This window comes from Arthrobacter sp. B3I4 (assembly GCF_030816855.1).
In the GTDB taxonomy this organism is placed as follows: domain Bacteria; phylum Actinomycetota; class Actinomycetes; order Actinomycetales; family Micrococcaceae; genus Arthrobacter.
Window position 1 is genome coordinate 2,387,932 of the sequence record NZ_JAUSYK010000001.1, and the last position, 23,660, is coordinate 2,411,591.

The following is a 23,660-nucleotide window of genomic DNA, read 5'->3' on the forward strand; positions in this document are numbered from 1 at the left end:
GAGACACCCGTGTCAGATGCCCAGCAGATCACCCTTCTCGTCGATGGCGAAGAGACCAAGGTGACTACCGGGACCACCGGCGCGGAACTCTTCTTTGAGCGCCGCGACGTTGTAGTAGCCCGAGTCAACGGCGAGCTGAAAGACCTGGACCAGCCGCTGCCCGAGGACGCCAGCATCGAAGGCGTCACCATCGATTCCCCGGACGGCCTGAACGTGCTGCGGCACTCCACCGCCCACGTCATGGCCCAGGCCGTGCAGCAGCTCCGGCCTGACGCCAAGCTCGGCATCGGCCCCTACATCACCGACGGCTTCTACTTCGACTTCGACGTCGAGGAACCCTTCACCCCGGAGGACCTGAAGACCCTGGAAAAGATGATGCAAAAGATCATCAACCAGAACCAGAAGTTCGTCCGCCGCGTCGTCACCGAGGACGAAGCACGCGAAGCCATGAAGGACGAGCCCTACAAGCTCGAACTCATCGGCCTCAAGGGTGCCGGTTCCGACGCTGACGGCTCGTCCGTGGAGGTCGGTGCCGGCGAGCTGAGCATCTACGACAACGTGGACCGCAAGGAAGGCGCCACCGTCTGGTGCGACCTGTGCCGCGGCCCGCACCTGCCCAACACCAAGCTGATCTCCAACGCCTTCGCCCTGACCCGGTCCTCCGCGGCCTACTGGCGCGGCAGCGAGAAGAACAAGCAACTGCAGCGCATCTACGGCACCGCCTGGCCCACCAAGGAAGCCCTGAAGGCCTACCAGGAGCGGATCGCCGAAGCCGAACGCCGCGACCACCGCAAGCTCGGCGCCGAACTGGACCTGTTTTCCTTCCCCGACGAGCTGGGCTCCGGGCTGCCGGTGTTCCACCCCAAGGGCGGCATCATCCGCAAGGCCATGGAGGACTACTCACGCCAGCGCCATGTCGACGCCGGGTACGAATTCGTGTACACCCCGCACATCACCAAGGGCCATCTCTACGAGGTCTCCGGCCACCTGGACTGGTACCGCGACGGCATGTTCCCGCCGATGCACATCGACGCCGAACTGAACGAAGACGGAACCGTCCGCAAACCCGGCCAGGACTACTACCTCAAGCCGATGAACTGCCCCATGCACAACCTGATCTTCCGCTCACGCGGACGGTCCTACCGCGAACTGCCGCTGCGGCTCTTCGAATTCGGTTCCGTCTACCGGTACGAAAAGTCCGGCGTCGTGCACGGCCTCACCCGCGTCCGGGGCATGACCCAGGATGACGCGCACATCTACTGCACCCGCGAGCAGATGAAGGAAGAGCTGACCAAAACGCTCAACTTCGTCCTGGGCCTGCTCAAGGACTACGGCCTCGAAGACTTCTACCTGGAACTGTCCACCAAGGACCCGGAAAAGTTCGTCGGATCCGACGAAGTCTGGGAGGAGGCCACCCAGACCCTCGCCGAGGTGGCGCAGGAATCCGGGCTGGAACTGGTTCCGGATCCGGGCGGAGCAGCGTTCTACGGCCCCAAGATCTCGGTCCAGGCGCGCGACGCCATCGGCCGGACCTGGCAGATGTCCACCATCCAGCTGGACTTCAACCTGCCGGAACGCTTCGAACTCGAGTTCCAGGCCGCCGACGGCACTCGCCAGCGGCCGGTCATGATCCACCGCGCGCTCTTCGGCTCGATCGAACGGTTCATGGGAGTTCTCACCGAGCACTACGCCGGTGCGTTTCCAGCGTGGCTGGCTCCGGTGCAGGTTGTCGGCATCCCGGTGGCGGAGGCCTTCAACGACTACATGTTCGACGTCGTCGATCAGCTCAAGGCCGCCGGAATCCGCGCCGAGGTGGACATCTCCTCCGACCGCTTCCCGAAGAAGATCCGCACCGCCAGCAAGGACAAGGTCCCGTTCGTGCTGATCGCCGGCGGAGACGACGCCGAGGCCGGCGCCGTGTCTTTCCGGTTCCGCGACGGAAGCCAGGACAACGGTGTGCCCGTCGCCGAGGCAGTCCAGCGGATCGTCGACGCCGTCCGTAACCGGACCAGCTAGCGGGGGAGCAACACGTGCAGGAGACCACAGGCGCCGGCCCGGACTATCCGGGCGACGACAACGTGACCGACGACTTTAACCTGGCCGGCGTCCCGGACGCATTCCAGCGTCTGTGGACACCGCACCGCATGGCGTACATCAAGGGCGGCCAGCACCAGTTCAAAAACGAGAACGACTGCCCGTTCTGCGTGGCCCCGGGACGCGGGGACGACGAGTCATTGATCGTTTACCGCGGCCGGTCCTGCTACGTGGTGCTGAACCTGTTCCCGTACAACCCCGGCCACCTGCTGGTCTGCCCGTACCGGCATGTCCCGGACTATACGGACCTGACAGTGGAGGAAACTGCGGAGTTTGCCGAGCTGACGCAGACGGCCATGCGGGTGCTGCGCAAGGTCGCGAACCCCGGCGGCTTCAACCTGGGCATGAACCAGGGCGTGACCGGCGGGGCCGGCGTTGCGGGCCACCTGCACCAGCATGTCGTTCCGCGCTGGGGCGGGGACGGCAACTTCTTCCCGATCATCGCGCAGACCAAAGCGATCACGCAGACCCTGGGCGACGTCCGGCAACAGGTTGCCGAGGCCTGGCCCCAGGGGACGACCCATGCTGAATAAGCACGCCCGCGGCTTCTTCACCGCATTGTTCTCGCCGCTGGCGCGCTGGCTGCTGCGGATGGGCGTCTCGCCCGACGCCGTCACGATCGTCGGCACCGCCGGCGTGGTGGTCGGCGCCCTGGTGTTCTACCCGCTGGGCCAGCTTTGGTGGGGCACGCTGTTCATCACCGCGTTCATCTTCTCCGACGTCCTCGACGGCATCATGGCCCGGCTGCAGGAACGCGGCGGCCGGTGGGGCAACTTCCTGGACTCCACCCTGGACCGGGTCGCCGACGGCGCACTGTTCGCCGGCGTCGCCATCTGGTTCTTCACCGGCGGCCAGAATGCCCCGATCGCCATCGCCGCCCTGGTCTGCCTGGTGCTGGGCATGGTCGTGTCCTATGCCCGGGCAAAAGCGGAGGCGCTGGGCTTTACAGCCAACGTGGGCATCGCGGAACGGGCCGAGCGGCTCGTGTCAGTTCTGGTGGTCACCGGGTTCACCGGAATCGGGCTGCCCACGGTGGTCCTGTTTGCCACTTTGTGCCTGTTGGGCCTGGGCAGCTTCGTGACAGTGGTGCAGCGGATCGCCGCAGTGCACCGCCAGTCGCTGGCGGAGACCCAGGGCACTGCGAGCGAACAGGCCGCCTAAAGGCCGTAACCGGAATTCAAACCGGCCGCGGCGGGGGACTAGTATTAGCCTTACCGGCCAATGGTTCCCGGTAATCCGGTGTGTGCGAGCTGGTGTATGCGAGATTGTCGTCTGCGTGCCGTCCGCGCCCCGGTGAGGTCATCTATCTACCCATAGGGGTTTTTGTGTCTACACCTGATGTAAGCAGCGAAGCCGGCGCGTCCGCGAAGAATGTCACGGGCAGCAGCCGCGTCAAGCGCGGCATGGCGGAGATGCTCAAGGGCGGCGTCATCATGGACGTCGTCAACGTCGAGCAGGCCCGAATCGCCGAGGATGCCGGTGCCGTGGCCGTGATGGCGCTGGAACGCGTTCCCGCCGACATCCGGGCCCAGGGCGGCGTGTCCCGCATGTCGGACCCGGACATGATCGACAAGATCATCGACGCCGTCTCCGTCCCGGTTATGGCCAAGGCCCGCATCGGCCACTTCGTCGAGGCCCAGGTCCTGCAGTCCCTCGGCGTCGATTACATCGACGAGTCCGAGGTCCTGACCCCGGCGGACTACACCAACCACATCGACAAGTGGAACTTCACCGTTCCGTTCGTCTGCGGCGCCACCAACCTTGGCGAAGCGCTGCGACGCATCAACGAGGGCGCGGCGATGATCCGCTCCAAGGGCGAGGCCGGCACCGGAGACGTCTCCAACGCGACCACCCACATGCGCCAGATCCGCGCCGAGATCCTCAAGCTCGCCGCCCTGCCCGAGGACGAGCTCTACGTCGCCGCCAAGGAACTGCAGGCACCGTACGACCTGGTCAAGGAAGTTGCCGCTTCCGGCAAGCTCCCGGTGGTGCTGTTCACCGCCGGCGGCATCGCCACTCCGGCCGACGCCGCGATGATGATGCAGCTCGGCGCGGACGGGGTCTTCGTCGGCTCCGGCATCTTCAAGTCCGGCAACCCGGCCCAGCGTGCCGCCGCCGTCGTGAAGGCCACCACCTTCTTCGATGACCCGGACGTTATCGCCAAGGCCTCCCGCGGCCTCGGCGAAGCCATGGTCGGCATCAACGTCGACGAGATCCCGCAGCCGCATCGCCTCGCCGAGCGCGGCTGGTAGCCTTCGCGCTGTTGAGGGCGCCGGATGGCGCGATCCTCTGCGGGTAAGAGAGACTGCAGAGGCTCCATAAATGAGGCGCCCTGGCGCCGAGTTTGTGGAGAGGCAGTCGAACGCGCTGCCGGATCACACCGCCCGTCTCCGCGCTTCTAAGTTAGACCACGAAGCCGGCCCGTCACCTCTTCAGGTGGCGGGCCGGCGTCGTTTGCGTTCTGGTGGTATTAGTCGAGGCCGCGGCGTTTGAGTAGCGGTTCGAGCTGGGCGTCCCGGCCGCGGAAGGCGCGGAAGGACTCCAGCGGGTCGCGGCTGTTGCCGCGGGACAGCAGCTCGGCGCGGAAGAAGTCGCCGTTGCCGCGGGTCAGCCCGCCGTTCTCCTTGAACCACTCCACGGTCTCGGCATCGAGCACCTCGCTCCAGATGTAGGAGTAGTAGCCCGCGGCGTACCAGCCGCCGGCGAAAATGTGCTGGAAGTAGCCGGTGCGGTAGCGCGGCGGGATCAGGCTGTGCGCGACGCCGGCAGCCGCCAGCGCCTTGGCCTCGAACTCGACGACGTCATCCGGGATCTCGGTGCCGTCCAGCACGTGCCAGGCCAGGTCCAGCAGCGCGGCGCCCAGGTATTCGGTGGTGCCGAACCCCTCGCCCCACAGTTCGGCGGCGTTGAGCTTGTCCACGGTCTCCTGCGGCAGCGGCTCACCGCTGATGTGGTGCTTGGCGTAGTTGGCCAGCACCTCAGGCCACATGATCCACATTTCGTTGACCTGGGAGGGGTACTCAACAAAGTCCCGGGGGACGGCGGTGCCGGCGAACCGCGGGTACGTGACCGAGGAGAAGAGGCCGTGCAGCGCGTGGCCGAATTCGTGGAACGTGGTGCGCAGCTCGTCCAGGGTCAGCAGCGTGGGTTCGCCGGCCGGCGGCTTGGAAATGTTGAGGTTGTTGATCACTACGGGCCGGGTGCCCAGCAGGTCCGACTGTTCCATCAGGGAGTTCATCCAGGCGCCGCCGCGCTTGGAATCCCGGGTGTAGTAGTCACCCAGGAACAGGCCGAGCTCCGTGCCGTCGGCGTTCTTGACTTCCCAGACCCGGACGTCCGGGTGGTAGCCAACCATGTCCGGGCGCTCGGTGAAGGTGATGCCGTACAGGGCGTTGGCGGCAAAGAAGACGCCGTCGTTCAGCACCCGGTCCAGCTCGAAGTACGGCCGGAGCGCCTGTTCATCCACCGAGTACCGGTCGCGCTTCACCCGGGCCGAGTAGAAGGCCCAGTCCCAGGCCTCCAACGGGTGGCCGGCGACCTCCGCCAGGGCCTCGGCCTCGGTGTCGGCATTCCGGACGGCGGCGGGCGCCAGCCGGTTCATCATGGCCTGGACAGCCTGGAAGTCGGGCGCGGTCTGCTGGTCCACGGAGAGTTCGGCGAAGTTTGCGAAGCCCAGGAGCTTCGCCTTCTCGGCCCGGAGCCGGACCATGTCCTTGACCAGCTCCTGCACGTCGAGGCTGCCGCCGCCGGTGCCGCGGCCGATGGAGGCTTCGTAGAGCCGGCGCCGCACCTCGCGGTTCTCCAGCGCGGCCATGGCCGGCTGGTTGCTGGGCTGGATCAGGGTGAGGAGGTACTTGCCGTCGTGCCCGGCGTTGCGGGCGGCCTCTGCGGCGCTGGCGATGTCGTCAGCGGGCAGGCCGGCGAGCTCGGCGGCGTCGTCCAAGAGCAGCGAAGCGGACTTCATGCCCTCCTTGACGCGTTGGCCGAATTCGGTGCCGAGGGTGGAGAGTTCGGCGTTGATGGCCTTGAGCCGTTCCTGGCCGTCCGGGTCGAGCTGGATCCCGGATTGCCGGAACTCCTTGAGGTACTCCTCCACCAGCCGACGTGATTCGGCGTCGAGCTGGTCGGTGTTGATGGCGGCGAAGCGCTCGAACAAGCCGCGGTCCAGGTAGACGGCGTCCTGGTGGGCCGAAAACTTAGGGGACAGGCGGGTCTCCAGTTCACGGATGGCGTCTGAGGCGTCCGCGGACACCATCGTGAAGAACGACGCCGACGCCCGGTGCAGCAGCTGACCGGACCGCTCCATCGCGAGCGCGGTGTTCTCGAACGTTGCCGGCTCGGGATCCGCGATGATGGCTTCGATCTCGGCGAGGTGTTCTGCGAGACCAGCCTCCACGGCTTCGGAGTAGTGCCCGGTCTCAATCTCGGCAAAGGGCGGCAGACCGTACGGGAGGGTGCTGGGAGTCAGGAGGGGGTTAGTCATGAAATGACTCTTTCATGTAAACGGGGAGTTCTCAACGAAATGCTGCGCGTGTTGTGACATACGCCACCGTACGATGGCCTCATGCACACCCTCGTTCCAAGGCCGAAGTATGCCCGGGCAGGCCGGCGGCTGCTCGCCGGCTCGGCAGCGGTGTTACTGACCCTTTCCCTGGCCTCCTGCGGCCTTGTTGCCCGACCGGGAGGCGACGCGCAGGGATCTCCGGCGGCAGGCTCTGCCGGGCAGACGACGGCGACTGCCGGCGCGACGGCGAACATGCCGAGCCCCACTCCCACGCCTACCCCGACGCCCGGGAAGGGGCCGGCCTGCCCGGCGGTACGCTGCGCCTCGGTCCTGGTGACCGGGGACATGCTGGTCCACGCCCAGTTGTGGGAGCAGACCCCTGCCGACGCCCTCGCCACCGGAGCCAAGGGCCTGGACTTCGGGCCGCTGCTAGAAGGCCAGCGCAAGTACATCGAGAAGAGCGACCTTGCGCTCTGCCATCAGGAGACGCCTGTTGCCGGGCCCACCGGCCCGTTCTCCGCTTATCCGTCGTTCAACGTGCCGCCCCAGATCATCACCGCCGCCCGGCAGGTCGGCTACCAGGCCTGCACCACGGCCAGCAACCACACGATCGACCGCGGCACGGCAGGCCTGGTCCGCACCCTTGACGCCCTCGACGCCGCCGGGCTGCAACATACCGGTTCCTACCGCAGCCAAGCCGACTCCCAGGGCGTGCTCATCCTGCAAACCGCCGCGGCCAAGGTCGCCGTGATTGAGGGCGCCTACGGGTTGAACGGGCAGACGCCGGAGTACGCCTGGCAGGTGGACCTGCTCGATCCTGCCGCAATGATCGCCAAGGCCCGGAAAGCGAGGGAACTGGGCGCGGACATCGTGCTGGGTGTTATGCACGCCGGCGACGAATACGCCAGCGTGCCCAACGCCGAGCAGCGCGGCGTCGCCCATGCCCTCGTGGACAGCGGCCAGTTCACGATGATCTACGGTCACCACACCCACTCGGTGCTGCCAATCGAACAGTACAAGGGGACCTGGATTGTCTACGGGCTGGGCAACGGGGTAACGGAACTCTCGCCGACGTACGTGGTGAACAACGAGGGCCTGCTTGTCCGGGCGCAGTTCAGCCAGGACGCCACCGGCAAGTGGACGGTCCCGGACCTCGGCTGGGCGCCTTCGGTCATTGTGCGCGGACCCTACCGCTGGTGCTCGGTGGCGTCGGACGCGCCGCAGGGCAGCTGCGCAGGGCCGGCCGCGGACAAGGCCACCCGGCTGCGGACCCAGGCCGTCGTGGAATCTATGGGCGCGGCAGCCGCAGGGGCCCACGAACTGCTGATCAGTAAGGAGCGCTGACCTTGAAATCATCCGAACCTCGGGAAGGGCTGAGCGAACGACGGCGGAGCGTCGCGGCACGCGGTGCCGAGCTTGCCGTCTTCGAGTACGGCCCGCAGCCGGGCCCGGGCGTTCCGACGCTGCTGCTGGTCCACGGCTACCCGGACGACCACCGGGTCTTTCTCCCTGCTATCGAACAGCTCGCGTCCAGCCACCATGTGGTCGCCTACGACACCCGGAACGCAGGTGCCTCGGACGTCACCGGAAGTCCTGGCGACTTCAGCTTGGCGACGCTCGTGGACGACCTTTTCGCGGTGCTGTCTGCCGTCGGTGCGGCCGGAGGTGCAGGCGCCGTCCACGTGGTGGGCCACGACTGGGGCTCGATCCAGGGCTGGGCCGCGGTGCAGGATCCGCGCGCCGCGGCCCTGATCAGCCGGTACACGTCCATCTCCGGCCCGGACCTGCGCCACTTGTCACGCTGGATGCGCGCCCGCTACCGCAGGCCGCGGGCGTGGCCCCAGCTGGCGGGGCAGTTGCTGCGCAGCTGGTACGTCGGTGCTTTCATGCTTCCGGTGCTGCCGGAGGCCGTCTGGCGGTTGTTCCTGACCCGGCGATACGAGCAACTGGCCAAGCGCGACGTCGGGAACGACCCGGTCCGAGGCCTGGCGCTCTACCGGGCCAATATGTTCACGGCGCGGAAGTGGCCGGCGGCGGCAAGGGTCGTCATGCCCGTGCTGGTCGTGGTGCCGGTCCGGGACCCGTTCCTGTCCCCGGACCTGGTGGAGGGGCTCGAAACGTGGGTCGACGACCTGACGGTAGCGCGGGTGGACAACGGCCACTGGTGGCCCGCAACCCGGCCGGCGGAGTTCGCCGCACTGATTAGGAACTAAAGCGTCGGTAAAGGCCCCGGATAGTATGAATGCCGTGTCCGGTGCCGTCGCAGGGTTGGCCGCCGGCGGGCCGGTCGTCAGCGCGGGCGGCGGGCCGCGTGCTCGCGGGCGAGGACAGCGTAGGAGTCGTCGGGGGAGCCGGGCGTGAAGCTGCCGAACTTGCGCTCCGCGGCGGTCTTGATCAGGAAGTCCGCCAGTGCCGGGTTCTTGGGCAAGAGCGAACCGTGCAGGTAGCTCGCCACAATGTTGCGGTAGCGGGCGCCTTCCTGGCCATCGCTGCTGTTGTTGCCGGTGCCTTTGGCCGTGGTGCCCAGCGGTTCGACCCCGGGGCCGAGCGTCGTCTGGCCGCTGTGGTTCTCATAGCCCAGCACCGTGCCGAACTCCGGTGAGGCCACCGTGACGTTGCCGATCAGCCGTTCATCCGTGCCCTGGGTTCCCACGTCCAGGACACCGATGCCGGGGATCACCGAGCCGGTCCGGGTCTTGAAGAACTTGCCGAACAGCTGGTACAGCCCGCAGATCACCAGCATGGGCGTGCCGTCCTCAGCCAGTTCCTTGAGCACCGTCTCTCTGGACAGCAGGTCATCCTGGATCACCAGCTGGCCGCTGTCCTGGCCGCCGCCGCCCACGATCAGGTCGACGTCGGCGGGGAAGTCATCGCCAACGTTGTACTCCAGCAACTCCGGGGTGTAGCCGTGCCAGCGGAGCCGCTGGGCCAGCACCAGGGCGTTGCCCCAGTCGCCGTAGATGTTCATGTCCCGCGGGTAGAGCTGCAGCACCCGGATGGTGCCCTTGCTCGGCGCGGCCGGCTCCTCGGGCGGCAGAACGTGACCGAAAGACAGTTCGTGCTCCTCAGGCGAGTCGGGGGATTCAGCGGATTCCGGCGATTCGGGGGTCAAGAGACCACCTCCACAGTGGTGATTTTGGACAGTTCGCGGCGGATGGCCAGCATGGCGGTGTAGGTGCAGAAGATGCGCTTCGGCTGGTCCTTGGCGCCGCGGATGAAGGCGGCCAGGGCGGCGGGAAGGTCCGTATCGACGGCGCCGATGGCGACGTCGTCGTACTGCAGCCGCAACGCCATGTCGTAGGCGCGGGAGCCCGAGAGCTGGTCCACGCCGCCTTCGCGCAGGGTGTCGAATTCCACGTCCCACAGCCAGGACATGTCCCGTCCATCGGCGTAATTGTCATTGATCGCGATCATGGTGGCGTACCCGGCGGCGGGGAACGACTTTAGGCCCAGCCGGAAACCGCTGGGGTTCTTGACCAGCACCAGCTCGAGCGGAAGGCCGTCGACGACGAGGCTTTCGCCGCGGCCGAAGGCCGGCGCCACGTTGGCGAGGGCCTTCAACAGCCCTTCATTGTCGGCGGCCGCACCGGCATCTCGCACCGCGATGGCCCGGGCCAGGGTCAGCGCTGCCGCCGCGTTGAAGATGTTGTAGACGCCGCGCAGTTTCATCCGGGTGCTGACTGTGGCGCCGTCGTACTCGAAGTCGGCGTCGTCGGCGCCCACCCGGCGCAGCACCACGTCGGCGTCCGGCTTGGCGGGGGCTGCCGGCACAGGGCTGCCCGGCGCGGCGCGCATCTCGTCGTCGTTGGGGAAGGTGCTGAGCAGCGAGTCGTCGAGGCCGAAGTACCGCACCGCGGGACCACCGGACGTCTCTGCTGCGAGTGTGTCCGCGATCCGGGCGACACGCGGGTCCTCGCGGTTCAGGACCACGGTCCCGGTGGTCTTGGCCGCGATGTGCTGGAGCAGCTCGGCAGTCTTGTCGATTTCGCCGAAACGGTCCAGCTGGTCGCGGAGGACATTCAGCAAGAGGCAGTAACGCGGCGGAACCTTGTTGACGAAGTGCACGGCATGGGCCTCGTCCAGCTCGAGCACGGCGACGTCGGCGTCAAGCCGCCCCCGCCAGTTGACCTCGCCCAGCAGGGCCGCGGCCACACCGCGGGTGAAGTTGCTGCCGGTACGGTTCGTGAAGACCCTCAGGCCCTGACTCTCCAGCAGTTCGACCACCATTTTGGTGGTGGTGGTCTTGCCGTTTGTGCCACTGACGACGGCGACGCCCAGCGGCAGGGTGGACAGCGTCCGCTGCATGAAACCGGGATCCATTTTTTCGACCACCAGGCCGGGGAGGGCCGAGCCTCCGCCCCGGAGCCGGGAGACCCGGCGGACGAGTTTGCCGAGCGGAACGCTGAAGTAGAGCATGCTTTGTAATATATCCCAGCGGCGGCATGGAACCCGGCCGGGCGGGCCGCCCCGGTGCGGCCCGCGGAATTCCCGCGCACTATGCTGGCAGTATGACTTCCCCTTCCTTCCTGCCTGGCTCCCGCGCGGGTTTGGGCCTGCGGATCGGCGTCCTGGCGCTGCAGGGCGACTTCCGTGAGCACCTGCGGGCGATGGACGCCGCCGGCGCCACCGGCGTCGGCGTCCGCCGCCCCTCCGAACTGGAAGGCCTCGACGGCCTGATCATTCCCGGCGGGGAATCGACCGCGATCGACAAGCTGGCCAGGGCGTTTGAACTGCAGGACCCGCTGCGCGAACGGATCCAGTCCGGACTGCCCGTCTACGGCTCCTGCGCCGGCATGATCCTGCTGGCGGACGACATCGCCGACCCCGCCACGGACCTTGCCGGCAACCCGCAGCAGACGTTCGGCGGACTGGACATCACGGTGCGCCGCAACGCCTTCGGCAGGCAGCGTGAATCGTTCGAGACTGACCTGGAGTTCAAAGGCCTGGAGTTCAGCGCCGGTGAGTCCGGCGTCGCCCCGGTGCATGCAGCCTTTATCCGCGGCCCCTGGGTGGAGCGCGTCGGCGACGGCGTGGAGGTCCTCGCCCGGGTGGAACCGTCCCGGGCCGGCCACCCGGAATCCCTCGAAGGGACGGCTAGAATTGTTGCAGTGCGTTCCGGCAAGCTGCTGGCCACCTCCTTCCACCCGGAAGTGACGGGGGAGAAGCGCGTGCACGAACTGTTTATTCGAATGATCAGAGGAGAAGCGTAAAGCATGTCAGGTCACTCCAAATGGGCGACGACCAAGCACAAGAAGGCCATCCTCGATAGCCGCAGGGCCAAGTCGTTCGCCAAGCTGATCAAAAACATCGAAGTTGCCGCGCGCATGGGCGGACCCGACCTGGCCGGCAACCCGAGCCTGGAACTTGCCGTCACCAAAGCCAAGAAGACCTCGGTTCCCGCCGACAACATTGACCGCGCCATCAAGCGCGGCGCCGGCCTCACCGGCGAAGTCGTGGACTATACCGAAATCATGTACGAATGCCGCGGCCCGCAGGGTTCGGCACTGCTGATCGAGTGCCTCACCGACAACAAGAACCGCGCCGCCTCCGAGGTCCGGCTCGCGATCTCCCGCAACGGCGGCACCATCGCCGATCCCGGTTCGGTCAGCTACCTGTTCTCCCGTAAAGGCGTCGTCTCACTGCCGAAGAACGGCCTGACCGAGGACGACGTGCTGATGGCTGTCCTCGACGCCGGTGCCGAGGAAGTCAAGGACAACGGCGACAGCTTCGAGATCCACTCCGAACCGACTGACCTGCAGGCCATCCGCGATGCGCTGAAGGAAGCCGGCATGGAATACGACACCGACGAGGCCGAGTTCGTGCCGTCCATGCAGGTGCCGCTGGACGTCGACGCCGCCAAGAAGTTCATGAAACTCGTGGACGCACTGGAAGAGCTCGACGACGTACAGAACGTCTACAGCAACGCCGACCTCAGCGACGAAGTGCAGGCCGCACTGGAAGCCGAGTGACCCTGCGCGTCCTCGGCGTCGATCCCGGCCTCACCCGCTGCGGAATCGGCGTCGTCGACGTCGAGAAGAACCGCCGAGCCACGATGGTGGCGTTCGGCGTCGTCGGCACCTCGCCGGAAGAAGACCTGGACCAGCGCCTGCTGGTGATCGCCACCTCGATCGACGACTGGCTCGACAAGCACGAACCGCACGTCCTCGCCGTCGAACGCGTCTTTTCCCAGCTCAACGTCAGCACCGTGATGGGCGTCGCCCAGGCCTCCGGCGTCGTGATAGCCGCCGCCGCGCGGCGCGGCATCCCGGTCGCGCTGCACACGCCGTCCGAAGTCAAGGCCGCCGTGACCGGCAGCGGCACCTCCAACAAGGACGCCGTGACCAAGCTGGTCACCAAGATCCTCCGGCTCGACGCTCCGCCGCGCCCGGCCGACGCCGCCGATGCCCTCGCCCTGGCGATCACCCACGCCTGGCGGTCCGGCGGCGCCACTGCCGGCGGTGGAAGTGCCGGCACTGGCGCCGCCGGCTCCGCCGCGGGCCCTGGCCGCCAGTCGCTCACCCCCGCGCAGCGCGCCTGGGCCGACGCCGAAGCCAAAGCGCGGCGTGCGCGCTGAATGTCCGCGCCGCTTGCTAGGGTATTCGTAGATATGTTCGGATAGCCGGCTGCAGCCCAGCCGTAAAACAGGAGCCAGGCCTTGATCAGTTTTCTCCGCGGAACCGTTGCGCACGTCGGCCTGTCCTCGGCCGTGATCGACCTCAACGGTGCCGGCATGAGCGTCAACGCCACGCCGCAGACCCTCAGTAGGCTCCGCGTCGGGGACGAAGGTAAGCTGTTCACCTCCCTGATCGTGCGCGAGGACTCGCTGACGCTGTTCGGCTTCGCCAGCGACGACGAACGCGAGGTCTTTGACGTGCTGCTCAGCGTCAGCGGCGTCGGACCGCGGCTGGCACTCGCCGTCCTGGCAGTCCATGAACCCGAGGCCATCCGCATCGCTGCGCACTCGGGCGACGGCAAGGCGTTCACCAAGGTTCCCGGTATTGGCCCCAAGGTCGCCGGTCGGATCGTGCTGGAACTGGCGGGCAAGCTCGTGCCGCACGGCACCCCGGGCAGCGCCGCGCCGGCCACGTCGTCGGCCGAGACGGTCTGGAAGCCGCAAGTGGTCGCCGCGATGACCAGCCTGGGCTGGTCCGAGAAGGACGCCACCGCCAGCATTGACAAGTCACTGGCTGATTCCCCCGAACTGGCCGAAAAGGGCAACGTTGCGGAAATCCTCCGCGCCACGCTGCGCTGGCTGGGCCAGGACGGCGCACGTGCCGGGAACCGGGTAGGCGCCCGTGGCTGAGCCGTCGCTCACCGCCGGGGGAGAGGAGCCGGAGGAACGCGCCATCGAGGCTGCGCTCCGGCCCAAAAACCTGCACGACTTCGTAGGCCAGCACCGGGTCCGCAAACAGCTGTCGCTCGTGCTGGAGGCGTCCCGGATGCGCGGCCGCAGCGCCGACCACGTGCTGCTGTCCGGCCCGCCCGGACTCGGCAAAACCACCCTGTCCATGATCATCGCCGCCGAGATGAACGCCCCGCTGCGAATCAGCAGCGGCCCAGCGATCCAGCACGCGGGAGATCTCGCCGCGATCCTGTCCTCACTCTCCGAGGGCGAGGTGCTGTTCCTCGACGAAATCCATCGGATGTCCCGGCCGGCTGAGGAAATGCTTTACATGGCCATGGAGGACTTCCGCGTCGACATCGTCGTCGGTAAGGGCGCAGGCGCGACCGCGATTCCACTCGAACTGCCGCCCTTCACCCTGGTCGGCGCCACCACCCGCGCCGGCCTGCTGCCCGGCCCGCTGCGCGACCGCTTCGGCTTCACCGGCCACCTCGAGTTCTATTCCGTGGAGGAACTGGAACTGGTGCTGCGCCGCTCCGCCGGCCTGCTGGACCTGAAGGTGAACTCGGCCGGCTTCAGCGAGATCGCCGGCCGCTCCCGGGGCACGCCCCGCATCGCCAACCGCCTGCTGCGGCGCGTCCGGGACTGGGCACTGGTGCACGGTGTCGAACAGATCGACGCGCGGGCCGCGTCGGCAGCCCTCGACATGTACGAAGTGGACAAGCGCGGCCTGGACCGGCTGGACCGTGCCGTGCTGGAGGCGCTCATCACCAAATTCGGCGGCGGGCCGGTCGGCCTGTCCACCCTCGCCATCGCCGTGGGTGAGGAAACGGAAACGGTGGAGACCGTGGCCGAACCGTACCTGGTCCGCGAAGGCCTGCTGGGCCGGACACCGCGGGGGCGGATCGCCCTCGCCCCGGCGTGGACCCACCTCGGCTTCGCGGTGCCCGCCGGCATGTTCGGCCAGGAACCGCTGGACCTGTTCCAGGCCGAGGACGCGGACGGCGAACCGGCCGGGTTCGGCGCCTGAGCGCGGAAGAAGCCGATCCGTAATAGTCAATAGCACTCCCTAATGACTATTTCCCTTTAGACTGGTATGACGCTCGGCACGTTCGGGCCTTTGTTTCCGTGCACGGCTACACCAAGCCGGCGTTGGCTGGCATGAGTTTCCTGCCAGGTCCTCCGCCAAGTGGCCCCGGAGCGAAGCGGACGTTGCTGGAAAACCAGCTTGTAAGTACAGATCGGAACTTTCCCCTTGGATCCAATGACAATTCTTCTGTTCGTCATGCTCGGTGTGTTCGTCTTCATGATGTTCCGCCGCAACAAGAAGACACAGCAGCAGCAGACGGAGCTCCAGTCGAAGTTCGGCCCCGGTGTTGAAGTGATGACCAGCTTTGGCCTGTTCGGCCGCATCGTCGAGATCGACGAGGCCGAGAACAAGGTCGTCCTGGAGCTTTCCCCGGGCAACACCGCCGTCGTGCACCGCCAGGCCGTCAGCAAGATTGTTGAGCCTGTCGCCGCAGCCGGGGAGCCGACCATTGTTCCCGACGACGCTTCCTCGCTGAGCCTGGGCACAACCGGCACCGTGGACACTCCGGGCGCGACCGGAAACGGCACGGTCGGAAACGGCGCCGTGGGTACCGGCACGACCGGCACGACCGGCACCGGCGCCACTGCCGCCGGCGACGCCCCTCGCGTCGAAACGCCGGACGAAACCCTCCGCCGCCTGAACGACGAAGGCAGGAAAGACAGCTAGTCTGCCTCCTGAGCTATCCCGCGAAGCTACGGTGCGCGGGCATCCGCCGGTGCAGGCCTGACAGGCCGCACCGGCGGTTCCTCCGTAAACAATAGAAAGATCGACAATGGCACGAACTGCCCCCAAACACACAGCCCGCAGGGTGCTGGTCTGGCTTGGCGTAATCCTCGCGGTCCTGACTGCTGTCCTCGCCGGCGGCACCATGGCCGGGCACGCGAGCTGGGCTCCAAAGCTGGCCCTGGACCTTGAAGGCGGCACCCAGATGATCCTGGCGCCCAAGGTGGAGGGCGGTTCGGGCATCAACGAAGAACAGCTCAACCAAGCCGTGGCGATCATCCGCCAGCGCGTAGACGGCTCCGGCGTCGCGGAAGCGGAAATCAGCACGCAGTCCGGCCGCAACGTCATCGTCAGCCTCCCCGGCACTCCCTCCAAGGAGACCCGCGCGCTGATCCAGGCATCCGCCGACATGAACTTCCGCCCGGTCATCCAGGCGGGGGCCGGCGCAGCCGTGCCCCCGGAGTCCCGGACGCCGGAAGACAAACTGCCCAAACCCACCGCCCCACCTGCCAATAGCAGCGACGAGAACTGGGTCACCGCGGACATCTACAAGAAGTTCGAGGCACTCGACTGCGACAACCCGGCCCAGGACAAGCAGGAGCGCTCCGATCCGGCCAAGCCGCTCGTGACCTGTGAACCTGCCTCCGAAGGCAGGCCCGCGGTCAAGTACATCCTCGGCCCGGTAGAGGTCAAAGGCTCAAACATCACCACGTCAACCTTCCAGCTGCAAAGCGGCGCGCAGGGGGCGGTGACCAACCAGTGGGCTGTCAACATCCAGTTCAACGAAGAGGGCACCGCGAAGTTCAAGACCGTCACCGAGCGGTTGAACAAGTTCTACGTCGCGGCCGGCGGCGAGAGCGGCTCGGATCCGAAGGCGCAGTTCGCCATTGTCCTGGACGACCAGGTCATTTCCGCACCGCGGGCCCAGGCTGTCATCACCGACGGCCGCCCGCAGATCACCGGCGGCTTCACCGAACAGACTGCCAAGGCTTTGTCCGACCAGCTGCGCTTCGGTGCGCTGCCGATCAGCTTCGAGATCCAGAGCGAACAGCAGATCTCGGCCACCCTCGGCGGTGAGCAGCTGCGCATGGGCATGCTCGCCGGCCTGATCGGCCTTCTGCTGGTCGTGGTGTACTCGCTGTTCCAGTACCGGGCCCTTGGCTTCGTCACCGTCGCCTCACTCGTCGTCGCCGGTGCGCTGACCTACCTGGCCATCGCGATCCTCGGCTGGACCGAAAACTACCGGCTGTCGCTGGCCGGTGTGGCCGGCATCATCGTGGCGATCGGCCAGACGGCGGACTCCTTCATCGTCTACTTCGAACGCATCCGCGACGAACTCCGCGAGGGCCGCGGCCTGGTTTCGGCCGTGGAGAACGGCTGGAAGCGCGCCAAGCGGACCGTACTCGCCTCCAAGGCCGTCAACCTGCTGGCCGCACTTGTGCTGTACTTCGTCGCCGTGGGCAACGTCCGAGGGTTCGCTTTCACCCTGGGCCTGACCGCTATCGCCGACCTGATCGTCGTCTTCATGTTCACCCACCCGACGCTGCAGCTGCTGGCCCGCACCAAGTTCTTCGGTGAAGGCCACAAGTTCTCCGGCCTTGACCCGAAGCGGCTCGGCGCCGTTCCGCTGTACCGGGGTGCCGGGCGGATCCGCACCCCGGAGGACAAGCCGGTGGCTGCAGTCCGCGTCAAGAACACCGGAGCCGCGGCCGAAGCCGAGCGCCGGATGACCATCGCAGAACGACGCCTTGCCGAAAGGCAGGAACAGGACAAACCAGGACAACGGGGACAGCTTGCCGGTTCCTCCCGGGTCACGTCCAAGGAGGGCAAGTAAATGGCCAGTTTCGCTACTTTCGGTAACGAGCTTTACACCGGCAAGCGCTCGTACGACTTCGTCGGCTCCAAGAAGATCTGGTTCCTGATCGCCGCCGTCGCCGTGGCGCTGTCCATCCTGCTCCCGGTCGCCAAGGGCGGCTTCAACCTGGGCATCGAGTTCCGCGGCGGTTCCGAGTTCACCGTCTCCAACGTCAAGGACCGGGACCCCGGCCTGGGCGAGAAAGCGGTCCAGGACGTCGTCTCCGGCAGCGTCCCGCGGGTCGCCAACGTCGCCGGCAACACGATGCGGATCCAGACCGACAAGCTCAGCGACGATGAGACGCTGCGGATCAAGGACGGCCTCACCAAGGCCTACGGTGTAACCGACAACGAGGTCACCTCGACCTTCGTCGGACCCACCTGGGGCGCCGACGTGACCAAGCAGGCCCTGCTCGGCCTGGCCGTCTTCGTCGGCCTCGCCGCAGTGTTGATGGCCTTGTACTTCCGGACCTGGAAGATGTCCCTGTCGGCCCTTGCCGGCATGGCGGTGACGATGTTCATCACAGCCGGGGTGTACTCGCTCAGCGACTTCGAAGTCACCCCGTCGGCCATCATCGGGTTCCTCACGGTGCTTAGCTACTCGCTGTACGACACCGTGGTGGTCTTCGATAAGATCCGCGAAAACACCGCGGACCTGCAGGCATCCACCCGGCGCACCTTCGGCGAAGAGGTCAACCTCGCCGTCAACCAGACCCTGGTGCGCTCCATCAACACCATGATGGTCGCCATCCTGCCGGTCGGTGCGATCCTGTTCATCGGCGCCGGGCTGCTGGGCGCCGGAACGCTGCGTGACCTCTCACTGGCGCTTTTCGTGGGCATCCTGATCGGCACTGCGGCGACGATTTTCGTCGCTGCTCCGCTCTACGCGTGGCTGCGCCAGGGCGAGCCGGAGCTGATCAAGCAGGCGAAGCGGGTGCAGCAGCGCCGCGCCGACGCCGCCAAGACGGCACCAGCCACCTCCTGACCCGCAGCGCCTGCTGCGGCGTTGCCCCGACGGGCCGGAGAACGTTCCCGCGACGTTCTCCGGCCCGCCGTCGTTGGGCGTCGGTTATCGAAGCCCTTGCCGCGGGAATACACTTGAAGAATTAACGGGTTGGAAGAGGTTGCTTTCTTGGAAGAACGTTCGACGTCGGCGCCTGCAGCTCCGGCGGAAAAGGCCAACGGCCAGGCTGCTCAGACTGGCCTCGCGGCTCCCGGACGCCCTGACGCGGCGGTCCCCGTGGACAACACCGGCACCCGGCCCACTTTCCCCGGCCGGCGCGAACGCACCCGGTCCCGGCTTGCGCGCCTGACCGGCCGCGGCACGCCCGCTTACTCGCCCATTCTGGAGCCGTTGCTGCGCACCGTGCGTGCCAACAACCCCAAAGACGACTTCGAACTCATCCAGCGCGCCTTCGTCGTTGCGGAGCGCTGCCACCGCGGGCAGAAGCGCAAGAGCGGCGACCCGTACATCACCCACCCTGTGGCGGTCGCGACGATCCTGGCCGAGCTGGGGTTGAACGGGACCACGCTGGCTGCGGCGCTGCTGCACGACACCGTCGAGGACACGTCCTACACGCTGGAGGACCTGAAGGGCGAGTTCGGCCCCGAAGTTGCCATGCTGGTGGACGGCGTCACCAAACTGGACAAGGTCAGCTTCGGCGAGGCTGCCCAGTCCGAGACCGTGCGCAAGATGGTCGTGGCGATGGCCAAAGACATCCGCGTGCTGATGATCAAACTCGCCGACCGGCTGCACAACGCCCGCACCTGGCGGTTTGTCTCGGCGGAATCCTCGGCCAAGAAAGCCCGCGAAACCCTGGAGATCTTCGCCCCGCTGGCCCACCGGCTCGGCATGAACACGATCAAATGGGAACTCGAAGACCTGTCCTTCGCGGCGCTGTACCCGAAGGTCTACGAGGAAATCGTACGGATGGTCGGGGAGCGCACCCCCGAGCGGGAAAAGAACCTGGGCGTCATCCGCAACCAGATCACCGAGGACCTCCGAGCGGCCAAGATCAAGGCCACCATCACCGGCCGACCCAAGCACTACTACTCGATCTACCAGAAGATGATCGTCCGCGACAAGGACTTCGACGACATCAACGACCTGATGGGCGTCCGTGTGCTCGTCGACTCGGTCCGCGACTGTTACGCCGCGCTCGGCGCCATGCATTCGCGCTGGAACCCGCTCCCGGGCCGGTTCAAGGACTACATCGCCATGCCCAAGTTCAACATGTACCAGTCGCTGCACACCACGGTGATCGGCCCCGGCGGCAAACCGGTGGAAATCCAGATCCGCACCCACGAGATGCACCGGCGCGCCGAATACGGCGTCGCGGCGCACTGGAAGTACAAAGACCAGCCCAACCGCACCGCGGCCGGTCCCGGGAGTCCGCGCGACGGCGACATGGGCTGGCTCCGCTCCCTGGTGGACTGGCAGCAGGAGACCTCGGATCCCGGCGAGTTCCTCGATTCACTGCGCTTTGAGATCAACGCCCGGGAGGTGTTTGTCTTCACCCCCAAGGGCGAGGTGATGGCGCTTCCGGCCGGGTCGACGCCGGTGGACTTCGCCTACGCGGTTCACACCGAGGTGGGACACCGCACCATCGGTGCCCGCGTCAACGGCAAACTGGTGCCGCTGAACAGCGAACTGAACCACGGCGACTGGGTGGAGATCTTCACCTCCAAGGCAGAGGGGGCCGGACCCAGCCAGGACTGGCAGCACTTCGTCAAGAGCGCCCGGGCCCGCAACAAAATCCGGCAGTGGTTCAGCAAGGAACGCCGCGAAGAAGCGATCGACCGCGGCAAGGAACTGCTCACCAAGGCCATGCGCAAGCAGAACCTTCCGCTGCAGCGCCTGATGACCCACGACGCCCTCGCCGCGATCGCCGAGGACTTCAAATACCAGGACATCTCCGGCCTCTACGCAGGGGTGGGCGACGGGCACACCTCCGCCCAGTCGGTGATGGAGCGGCTGGTCGAAAGCCTGGGCGGCAACGACACGCCCGAAGACGACCTGACTGAGGTTTCCATTCCCAGCCAGGTCAGCAAGACACGCTACTCCGACTCCGGCGTCGTGGTCCGCGGCGTCGACGACGTCTGGGTGAAACTGGCGCGGTGCTGCACCCCGGTGCCGCCGGATCCCATCCTGGGCTTTGTCACCCGCGGTTCCGGCGTCTCGGTGCACCGGACGGATTGCACGAACGTGGCGGGCCTGATGGACCAGCCGGACCGGATCGTCGACGTCGAGTGGGCGCCCACGCAGTCCAGCGTATTCCTGGTGGAAATCCAGGTCGAGGCACTGGACCGCAAGTCGCTGCTCTCCGATGTCACCCGGATCCTTTCCGAGAACCACGTCAACATCCTGGCCGCGAGCGTGCATACCTCCACCGACCGGGTAGCGATCTCGAAGTTCGCCTTCGAAATGGGCGATCCGAAATATCTCAGCCACGTCCTCAGCGCGGTCCGCCGCATCGACGGCGTCTTCGACGTGTACCGCACCACCGGCAACCGCCGCCGCAGCTGAGCAGGCCACCGCTAGGCGCGGCTGTAGCTAGGTGCCGCCCGGCGCCGGACCGCCCGGCGCCGGACCGCCCGACCTGAGCCCGTCCGGTGCCGGCCCAGGACCCCGGGCCGCGACTTGGGATCCGCGGGCCTGCGCTGCCTGTAGGATCGCCAGGGTCCCCAAGGCGGACTTCTTGTACGGTACCCGAGGTGACGCTTCCACCGCCCGGACCAGCAGCCGCAGCCGCACGTCCAGCTCCGGTGCCGCCAGCAGCGCCTGCAGCGCCGGGACGGCACGCTCCCGCTCCACATGCAGGGCGATGTCCGCCGCCGTCCGCAGCGGGCTGGAGACCAGAAGCCCGCCCAGGCTGACAACGTCGAAGGGGCCCAGCCTCACCTCATGGAAGCTGCAGCCGCGGGTGGCCCGGAGGCTGGAGATCCGCCGGCTGGCGTCCACCAACAGGGCCAGCCGGTCAGGTTCCGGCGCGCAGCCGTAAATCCAGGCAGCGGTCATCCGGCCCGCCACCACCCGCTGCCGGATAGCCTGCGGAACCATGCCCGCGGCTGCCCGGGCCCGCAGTTGCGCGGTGGCAGCGGTGCCCGGCGGAAGATAGCCCCGCTGGGACAGCCGCGTCAGCACCCCGTCGGACGCCATCGCCTGCAGCTCCGCCCACGAGAACAGCGTTCCGGGGGAGTAAAGCACCGGCGCCGGGACACCCGCGTGCCGCGGGGCAACCGAGGCGTACGGGGCGGCCGGGTGACCGGAGGCGGGGTGGCCGGGCGGGATGACCATTCCGCCATCGTCCCGCCTGCTCCCGGACACGGAACAGGCCCCGTCCCCGTCATGTGGATAACGGGGACGGAGCCTGTTCTCTGGCGGGCCGAACCTGGCGGCGGAACCTAGGAAAGTTCGCTGGCCGAACGCTCGAGCTGCTCCAGCCACGCCTGGCGGGCCTCAAGGGCCTCCCGGGCCGCCTTGATCTTGCGTTCGTCGCCGGCCTTCTCCGCCTTGACCAGGTCTTCCTTCAGCCCGGCGATGGCGGACTCCAACTGCGAGAGGGCGCTGTTGGTGCGCGCCTTCGTCTCGGGGTTGGACCGCTTCCAGTTCTCATCCTCGGCGTGCCGCACGGCGTCCTCGACCTTGCGCAGGCCCGCTTCGATCCGGCCCATGTCCGCGCGGGGCACCTTGCCGGCTTCCTCCCAGCGGTCACGGATGGACTGCAGTGCCTTCTTGGCGGCGGCAAGATCCTTGATCGGGAGCAGTTCGTTGGCTTCTGCCAGCAGGGTTTCCTTCACCACGAGGTTCGCGCCGTACTCCTGGTCAATTTCCTCGTTCGCGGCCTGACGGTTGGTGAAGAACACGTCCTGCGCGGCCCGGAAACGGGCCCACAGGGCGTCGTCATCCTTCCGGCTGGCGCGCGGGGACGCCTTCCACTGGTCCATCAGGCGGCGGTACTCGCCGGCTGCGTAGCCCCACTCGGTCGAGGACGACAGCGCCTCGGCTTCGGCGATGAGTTTCTCCTTGGCCGCCTTGGCAGCTGAGTTGGTGCTGTCCAGCTGGGAGAAGTACGCGCGGCGGTGCCGGTCGAAAACGGTCCGCGCGGCACGGAACCGCTTCCAGAGCGCATCCTCGTTGCCACGGCCGAGCCGGACGCCGCTCTTCTGGGCGGTCTTCCAGCTCTCGAAAAGCTCGTTCATCCGCGCGCTGGAGGTCTTCCACTGGATCTGGGCCGGATCGTGCCCGGCGATCTCCTCGGCCTCCGCCACGATCGCCTCGCGGGCTGCCAGCTCGGCGGCACGGACGGCGTCGTGCTCGGCCTTCTCAGTTTTTTCCAGGTCAGTGATCTGGCCGGACAGCGTGTCCAGGCGGCCCTCGGCGGCCCGGAGGTCGCCGACCATGTTGCGCCCCGCCAGCTGTTCGCGCAGGTGGGTCACGGTCTTCTGCATGTCAGCCGCGGGCGCCTTGGAAGCCACCCGCTGCTCAAGCAGGACGATCTGGGCCACGACGTCGTCGTACTTGCGGGCAAAGTAGCCCAGCGCCTCGTCATCGCTGACGCCGGGGTATTGCCCGACGACGTGCTCCTCGCCATCAATGGTCAGGAAAACGTGGCCGTCGCCTTCCACCCGGCCCCAGCGGGCGGCCTCTGCGAGCGAACTGGCGCTGGACGCCGGGACGGCTGCCGGCGCGGCGACGGACGGCGTCGCCTTTGGCCGGGCCGCAAAAGCAGCCGGCGAGGGAGCCGGGCGGGGCGCTGGGGCCGGGGCAGGAGCGGGCGCTGCAGTCTCCGGAACGGCAGGCGCCCCAGCGGGCTCGGCGGCCGGCGCCTCAGCGGAAGCCTCAGCAGCCTCGGCGGCCGGCGCCTCAGCGGGCGCTGCGGCCTGCTCTTCGGCCTGCGCCGGAGCGCCGGAGGCCGGGCTGGTTTCGTTGGCCGCCCCGGTCACCGCACCCTCGGCGTCGGTCGGGTTGGCAGCTGCTGCCACTGTTTCGTCGGATTTCTGACTGTCTGTCACCGCTAGAAGTCTTTCGCTTGGAGGGAAATACCGGCACC

Annotated in this window: 20 protein-coding genes; 15 read left to right on the top strand and 5 right to left on the bottom strand. The window is 67.2% G+C overall.

Features of this window, described 5'->3' with window-relative positions; translation table 11 throughout:
* Window positions 1-9: 9 nt before the first annotated feature.
* The 4 genes from thrS to pdxS all read left to right on the top strand — a co-directional run bounded on the left by thrS (window position 10) and on the right by pdxS (window position 4,346).
* Window positions 10-2,016: a threonine--tRNA ligase gene (thrS, locus tag QFZ61_RS11445; protein WP_307036109.1), complete on the top strand. Its 2,007-nt coding sequence runs from the start codon at window positions 10-12 to the stop codon at window positions 2,014-2,016.
* A gap of 14 nt (window positions 2,017-2,030) precedes the next feature.
* Window positions 2,031-2,627 carry an HIT domain-containing protein gene (locus tag QFZ61_RS11450; RefSeq protein WP_307036111.1) on the top strand — a complete coding sequence of 199 codons (597 nt, stop codon included), beginning with the start codon at window positions 2,031-2,033 and terminating at the stop codon, window positions 2,625-2,627.
* Window positions 2,617-3,255: a phosphatidylinositol phosphate synthase gene (gene pgsA / locus QFZ61_RS11455; protein WP_307036114.1), complete on the top strand. Its 639-nt coding sequence runs from the start codon at window positions 2,617-2,619 to the stop codon at window positions 3,253-3,255. Before QFZ61_RS11450 ends, pgsA begins: the two co-directional genes overlap by 11 nt.
* A gap of 164 nt (window positions 3,256-3,419) precedes the next feature.
* Window positions 3,420-4,346 (top strand): pyridoxal 5'-phosphate synthase lyase subunit PdxS, encoded by a 927-nt coding sequence (gene pdxS / locus QFZ61_RS11460; protein WP_307036116.1) that lies wholly within the window; start codon window positions 3,420-3,422, stop codon window positions 4,344-4,346.
* A 218-nt stretch (window positions 4,347-4,564) separates the two neighbouring features.
* Here pdxS and QFZ61_RS11465 read toward each other — a convergent pair whose 3' ends face one another.
* Window positions 4,565-6,577: a M3 family metallopeptidase gene (locus QFZ61_RS11465; protein WP_307036118.1), complete on the bottom strand. Its 2,013-nt coding sequence runs from the start codon at window positions 6,575-6,577 to the stop codon at window positions 4,565-4,567.
* A gap of 81 nt (window positions 6,578-6,658) precedes the next feature.
* Here QFZ61_RS11465 and QFZ61_RS11470 point away from each other — a divergent pair, with 81 nt between their 5' ends.
* Together QFZ61_RS11470 and QFZ61_RS11475 are read left to right on the top strand one after the other, a co-directional pair.
* Window positions 6,659-7,942, top strand: a complete 1,284-nt coding sequence (locus QFZ61_RS11470; protein WP_307036120.1) for a CapA family protein — start codon at window positions 6,659-6,661, stop codon at window positions 7,940-7,942.
* Window positions 7,943-7,944: 2 nt separating this feature from the next.
* Window positions 7,945-8,811: an alpha/beta fold hydrolase gene (locus tag QFZ61_RS11475; RefSeq protein ID WP_307036122.1), complete on the top strand. Its 867-nt coding sequence runs from the start codon at window positions 7,945-7,947 to the stop codon at window positions 8,809-8,811.
* A gap of 77 nt (window positions 8,812-8,888) precedes the next feature.
* Here the strand turns inward: QFZ61_RS11475 and QFZ61_RS11480 are convergent, their stop codons facing one another.
* Both QFZ61_RS11480 and QFZ61_RS11485 read right to left on the bottom strand, forming a co-directional pair.
* A complete protein-coding gene (locus QFZ61_RS11480; protein ID WP_373427200.1) occupies window positions 8,889-9,653 on the bottom strand; it encodes a type 1 glutamine amidotransferase in 765 nt (254 codons plus the stop codon).
* A gap of 53 nt (window positions 9,654-9,706) precedes the next feature.
* Complete coding sequence (locus tag QFZ61_RS11485; protein ID WP_307036124.1) at window positions 9,707-11,014, bottom strand: Mur ligase family protein; 1,308 nt, start codon at window positions 11,012-11,014, stop codon at window positions 9,707-9,709.
* A 92-nt stretch (window positions 11,015-11,106) separates the two neighbouring features.
* On the opposite strand from QFZ61_RS11485, the gene pdxT reads away from it, so the two are divergent.
* From pdxT to QFZ61_RS11530, 9 genes are all read left to right on the top strand, one after another.
* Window positions 11,107-11,808, top strand: a complete 702-nt coding sequence (pdxT, locus tag QFZ61_RS11490) for a pyridoxal 5'-phosphate synthase glutaminase subunit PdxT (protein WP_307036126.1) — start codon at window positions 11,107-11,109, stop codon at window positions 11,806-11,808.
* Between the two features lie 3 nt (window positions 11,809-11,811).
* Window positions 11,812-12,567, top strand: a complete 756-nt coding sequence (locus tag QFZ61_RS11495) for a YebC/PmpR family DNA-binding transcriptional regulator (protein ID WP_307036128.1) — start codon at window positions 11,812-11,814, stop codon at window positions 12,565-12,567.
* On the top strand, window positions 12,564-13,172 hold the full coding sequence (gene ruvC, locus QFZ61_RS11500) for a crossover junction endodeoxyribonuclease RuvC (protein ID WP_307036130.1): 609 nt from the start codon (window positions 12,564-12,566) through the stop codon (window positions 13,170-13,172). The genes QFZ61_RS11495 and ruvC overlap by 4 nt, the downstream gene beginning before the upstream one ends.
* An 81-nt stretch (window positions 13,173-13,253) precedes the next feature.
* Window positions 13,254-13,901, top strand: a complete 648-nt coding sequence (gene ruvA / locus QFZ61_RS11505) for a Holliday junction branch migration protein RuvA (protein WP_307036132.1) — start codon at window positions 13,254-13,256, stop codon at window positions 13,899-13,901.
* Window positions 13,894-14,970 (top strand): Holliday junction branch migration DNA helicase RuvB, encoded by a 1,077-nt coding sequence (gene ruvB / locus QFZ61_RS11510; protein WP_307036134.1) that lies wholly within the window; start codon window positions 13,894-13,896, stop codon window positions 14,968-14,970. The genes ruvA and ruvB overlap by 8 nt, the downstream gene beginning before the upstream one ends.
* 234 nt (window positions 14,971-15,204) lie before the next feature.
* Window positions 15,205-15,696 (top strand): preprotein translocase subunit YajC, encoded by a 492-nt coding sequence (yajC, locus tag QFZ61_RS11515; protein WP_307036137.1) that lies wholly within the window; start codon window positions 15,205-15,207, stop codon window positions 15,694-15,696.
* Window positions 15,697-15,802: 106 nt separating this feature from the next.
* Window positions 15,803-17,587 (top strand): protein translocase subunit SecD, encoded by a 1,785-nt coding sequence (gene secD, locus QFZ61_RS11520; RefSeq protein ID WP_307036139.1) that lies wholly within the window; start codon window positions 15,803-15,805, stop codon window positions 17,585-17,587.
* A complete protein-coding gene (secF, locus tag QFZ61_RS11525; RefSeq protein ID WP_307036141.1) occupies window positions 17,588-18,592 on the top strand; it encodes a protein translocase subunit SecF in 1,005 nt (334 codons plus the stop codon).
* A 147-nt stretch (window positions 18,593-18,739) separates the two neighbouring features.
* Window positions 18,740-21,133: a bifunctional (p)ppGpp synthetase/guanosine-3',5'-bis(diphosphate) 3'-pyrophosphohydrolase gene (locus QFZ61_RS11530; protein ID WP_373427152.1), complete on the top strand. Its 2,394-nt coding sequence runs from the start codon at window positions 18,740-18,742 to the stop codon at window positions 21,131-21,133.
* Between the two features lie 27 nt (window positions 21,134-21,160).
* Here QFZ61_RS11530 and QFZ61_RS11535 read toward each other — a convergent pair whose 3' ends face one another.
* Complete coding sequence (locus QFZ61_RS11535) at window positions 21,161-21,904, bottom strand: hypothetical protein (protein WP_373427153.1); 744 nt, start codon at window positions 21,902-21,904, stop codon at window positions 21,161-21,163.
* Window positions 21,905-22,011: 107 nt separating this feature from the next.
* Window positions 22,012-23,622: a DUF349 domain-containing protein gene (locus QFZ61_RS11540; RefSeq protein WP_307036142.1), complete on the bottom strand. Its 1,611-nt coding sequence runs from the start codon at window positions 23,620-23,622 to the stop codon at window positions 22,012-22,014.
* Window positions 23,623-23,660 lie beyond the last annotated feature (38 nt).

Bases quoted from the DNA above. Each gene is read 5' to 3' on its own strand.
- pgsA (WP_307036114.1), top strand. From the start codon at position 2,617: ATGCTGAATAAGCACGCCCGCGGCTTCTTCACCGCATTGTTCTCGCCG.
- QFZ61_RS11465 (WP_307036118.1), bottom strand. From the start codon at position 6,577: ATGACTAACCCCCTCCTGACTCCCAGCACCCTCCCGTACGGTCTGCCG.
- QFZ61_RS11470 (WP_307036120.1), top strand. From the start codon at position 6,659: ATGCACACCCTCGTTCCAAGGCCGAAGTATGCCCGGGCAGGCCGGCGG.
- QFZ61_RS11485 (WP_307036124.1), bottom strand. From the start codon at position 11,014: ATGCTCTACTTCAGCGTTCCGCTCGGCAAACTCGTCCGCCGGGTCTCC.
- pdxT (WP_307036126.1), top strand. From the start codon at position 11,107: ATGACTTCCCCTTCCTTCCTGCCTGGCTCCCGCGCGGGTTTGGGCCTG.
- QFZ61_RS11495 (WP_307036128.1), top strand. From the start codon at position 11,812: ATGTCAGGTCACTCCAAATGGGCGACGACCAAGCACAAGAAGGCCATC.
- yajC (WP_307036137.1), top strand. From the start codon at position 15,205: ATGACAATTCTTCTGTTCGTCATGCTCGGTGTGTTCGTCTTCATGATG.
- secD (WP_307036139.1), top strand. From the start codon at position 15,803: ATGGCACGAACTGCCCCCAAACACACAGCCCGCAGGGTGCTGGTCTGG.
- secF (WP_307036141.1), top strand. From the start codon at position 17,588: ATGGCCAGTTTCGCTACTTTCGGTAACGAGCTTTACACCGGCAAGCGC.
- QFZ61_RS11535 (WP_373427153.1), bottom strand. From the start codon at position 21,904: ATGGTCATCCCGCCCGGCCACCCCGCCTCCGGTCACCCGGCCGCCCCG.